2 protein-coding genes, 2 tRNA genes and 1 pseudogene are annotated in these 3,297 nt (G+C 71.2%); 3 read left to right on the top strand and 2 right to left on the bottom strand.

Annotated elements, in window-relative coordinates; translation table 11 throughout:
* Positions 1–211: 211 nt before the first annotated feature.
* Together SSNG_RS07550 and SSNG_RS07545 are read right to left on the bottom strand one after the other, a co-directional pair.
* Positions 212–296 (bottom strand) — tRNA-Leu (locus tag SSNG_RS07550).
* A 148-nt stretch (positions 297–444) separates the two neighbouring features.
* A tRNA-Leu gene (locus tag SSNG_RS07545) sits at positions 445–529 on the bottom strand.
* Between the two features lie 169 nt (positions 530–698).
* Here SSNG_RS07545 and SSNG_RS07540 point away from each other — a divergent pair.
* The 3 genes and pseudogenes from SSNG_RS07540 to SSNG_RS39250 all read left to right on the top strand — a co-directional run.
* Positions 699–2,024, top strand: coding sequence for a M20/M25/M40 family metallo-hydrolase (locus SSNG_RS07540; RefSeq protein ID WP_007263210.1), 1,326 nt, complete (start codon positions 699–701; stop codon positions 2,022–2,024).
* Between the two features lie 158 nt (positions 2,025–2,182).
* On the top strand, positions 2,183–2,416 hold the full coding sequence (gene chpH, locus SSNG_RS07535; RefSeq protein WP_007263209.1) for a chaplin ChpH: 234 nt from the start codon (positions 2,183–2,185) through the stop codon (positions 2,414–2,416).
* 152 nt (positions 2,417–2,568) lie between these two features.
* Positions 2,569–3,165 (top strand): annotated as a pseudogene (locus SSNG_RS39250) (chaplin); the annotation flags it as partial.
* Positions 3,166–3,297 lie beyond the last annotated feature (132 nt).

Here is a 3,297-nt window from a genome sequence, read left to right as displayed (position 1 = left end):
CTTCCGCGTTCGGTGGCCGATTTTGGCGGGTAGCGGAGGCACGTGGTCTCCTATGGCGACAAAATCACCGGAACCGCGATACGGGGGAAACCACCCAGCTCCCCCGCGCGCGGATGCCGGACCTGCCTGACCGAACGGGCGAACCTCTCCGTTGTCCCGCGCTTCCCGGGGAACGAAGAAGGACCCCGCCGGAGCGGGGTCCTTCTGTTTGTGTCCGAGGGGGGACTTGAACCCCCACGCCCGATAAAGGGCACTAGCACCTCAAGCTAGCGCGTCTGCCATTCCGCCACCCGGACAGGGTGTGCGCCTCACGTTCCTCGCGGCCCGTTGCGACGTGGAAAACATTACCAAACATTCCGGGGTCGCCGGTCCACGCCCTGCTCCGCCCCCGGAGACCCCCGGGGAACGAAGAAGGACCCCGCCGGAGCGGGGTCCTTCTGTTTGTGTCCGAGGGGGGACTTGAACCCCCACGCCCGATAAAGGGCACTAGCACCTCAAGCTAGCGCGTCTGCCATTCCGCCACCCGGACAAGGTGTGCGCCTGACGTCCCTCGCGGGCCGCCTCGACGTGGAAAACATTACCAAACGCCGGAGGCCCCCGATCACACCCCCCGAGTGGGCCCGGAACGCCCTTGGGCACAGCGGCCGGGGGCGCGAGGATGGTGGGGGTAGCCGGTACTGATCAGTGGGAGGAACAGCGTGAGCGCATCGGGCGCGGGCAAGGCCGTCTCCGGCGAGGACGAGGTCGTCGACCTCTGCCGGGACCTCATCCGGATCGACACCAGCAACTACGGGGACCACTCGGGCCCCGGCGAGCGCAAGGCGGCCGAGTGGGTCGCGGAGAAGCTGGCCGAGGTGGGGCTGGAGCCGCAGATCTTCGAGTCGCACAAGGGGCGCGCGTCGACCGTGGCCCGCATCGAGGGCGAGGACCCCTCGCGGCCGGCCCTGCTGATCCACGGGCACACCGACGTCGTCCCCGCCAACGCGGCCGACTGGACCTACGACCCCTTCTCGGGCGAGATCGCCGACGGCTGCGTCTGGGGCCGGGGCGCGGTCGACATGAAGGACATGGACGCGATGACGCTGGCCGTCGTGCGCGACCGCATGCGCAGCGGGCGCAAGCCCCCGCGGGACATCGTGCTGGCCTTCCTCGCGGACGAGGAGGCGGGCGGCACGTACGGCGCCCGGCACCTCGTGGACAAGCACCCCGGGCTCTTCGAGGGCGTCACCGAGGCCATCGGCGAGGTCGGCGGCTTCTCCTTCACGGTGAACGAGAACCTGCGGCTGTACCTCGTGGAGACCGCCCAGAAGGGCATGCACTGGATGCGCCTCACCGTCGAGGGCACGGCGGGGCACGGCTCCATGACCAACAACGACAACGCGATCACCGAGCTGTGCGAGGCCGTCGGGCGCCTCGGCCGCCACCAGTGGCCGGTGCGCGTCACGAAGACCGTTCGACACTTCCTCGACGAGCTCTCGGACGCCCTCGGAACCCCGCTCGACCCCGACGACATGGACGCCACGCTCGCCAAGCTCGGCGGGATCGCCAAGATGGTCGGCGCGACCCTGCGCAACTCGGCCGCACCGACGATGCTCGGCGCCGGCTACAAGGTCAACGTCATCCCCGGCCAGGCCACGGCCCACGTGGACGGACGCTTCCTGCCGGGCTACGAGGACGAGTTCTTCGCCGACCTCGACCGGATCCTCGGCCCGCGCGTGAAGCGCGAGGACGTCCACGCCGACAAGGCGCTGGAGACGGACTTCGACGGGCGGCTCGTGGACGCCATGCAGGGTGCCCTGCGGGCCGAGGACCCGATCGCGCGGGCGGTCCCGTACATGCTCTCCGGCGGGACGGACGCCAAGTCCTTCGACGACCTCGGCATCCGCTGCTTCGGCTTCGCGCCGCTCCAGCTGCCGCCGGAGCTGGACTTCGCCGGCATGTTCCACGGCGTCGACGAGCGGGTGCCGGTGGACGGCCTGAAGTTCGGCGTCCGGGTCCTGGACCGGTTCATCGACAACGCCTGAGGCGCGCTCGGCGCCCCATAACGCCGGAGAATCGGGAAGGTGTGCGGATTCCACTGAGAAGAGTGAATGCGCTCATACGCTCGTAGCCCTGGTGATCCCTCCTCGTTACAGGTGGTGCGGTCCGCGGCTGGGACCGCACTTGCCTACTAGGAGGAACAATGCTCAAGAAGGTTGTCGCCGCTGCGGCTGCCACCGGTGGTCTGGTTCTCGCGGGTGCGGGCATGGCCGCCGCCGACGCGGGCGCCCAGGGCGCGGCCATCGGCTCCCCCGGTGTCCTGTCCGGCAACGTCGTCCAGGTTCCGGTTCACGTCCCGGTCAACGTCTGCGGCAACACCGTGAACATCATCGGCCTGCTGAACCCGGCCTTCGGCAACACCTGCGTCAACGCCTGACGCTTCTGAAGTTCTGGCCCCGGAGCGCAATCCAGCGTTCCGGGGCCGCCGGGCTTTTACGGCCCGGAAGCTCACTTCTTCGGCGCGACGGGCGGGGGAGCCCGTACGGCCCGCGCGCCGGACGGAACGTACACACCAGGGGACGAGTACAGATGCGACGACCGGTTCAGGTCACGAGGAAGACGCTGATCACGATGGCGGCCGCGGGGGGTGTCCTCGCGTTCGCCGGCGGTCAGGCCCAGGCGGCCTCGGGGGCGTCGGGGCACGCCGCGAACTCTCCGGGCCTGCTGTCCGGGAACAACGTGCAGGCACCGGTGGACGCGCCGGTGAACGTGTGCGGCAACACGGTGACGGTGGTCGGGGGTCTGAACCCGGCCTTCGGCAACCGCTGCGCCAACGAGTCGGGCAAGCCGCAGCACCCGGGACACCCCGGGCACCCCGGTAACCCGGGACACCCCGGCCACCCGGGCGGCGGGCACGAAGAGCCGTGCGACGACGACCACCCGGGTCACCCCGGTACTCCGGGCAACCCCGGTACCCCGGGCAACCCCGGTACTCCGGGCGGGCACACCCCGGGCAACCCCGGTACTCCGGGCGGGCACACCCCGGGCAACCCCGGTACTCCGGGCGGGCACACCCCGGGCAACCCCGGCGGCCAGACTCCTGGGAACCCGGGTGGCCAGACCCCCGGCACTCCGGGCGGCCACACCCCGGGTACGCCCGGCGGGCAGACCCCCGGCAACCCGGGCGGCCAGACTCCGGGCACGTCCGGGCGCGCAGACCCCCGGCAACCTCGGCGGCCAGCCGCACGGCGGCCAGCCGCACGGCGGTCAGACGCCCGGCCCGAGGGTCGGGGCCGGCCTCGCCGCCACGGGCGCGGG

The organism is Streptomyces sp. C (assembly GCF_000158895.1).
Classification (GTDB): domain Bacteria; phylum Actinomycetota; class Actinomycetes; order Streptomycetales; family Streptomycetaceae; genus Streptomyces; species Streptomyces racemochromogenes.
The sequence above is the reverse complement of the archived record's forward strand: the minus strand, read 5'-3'. Positions and strand labels throughout refer to the sequence as shown.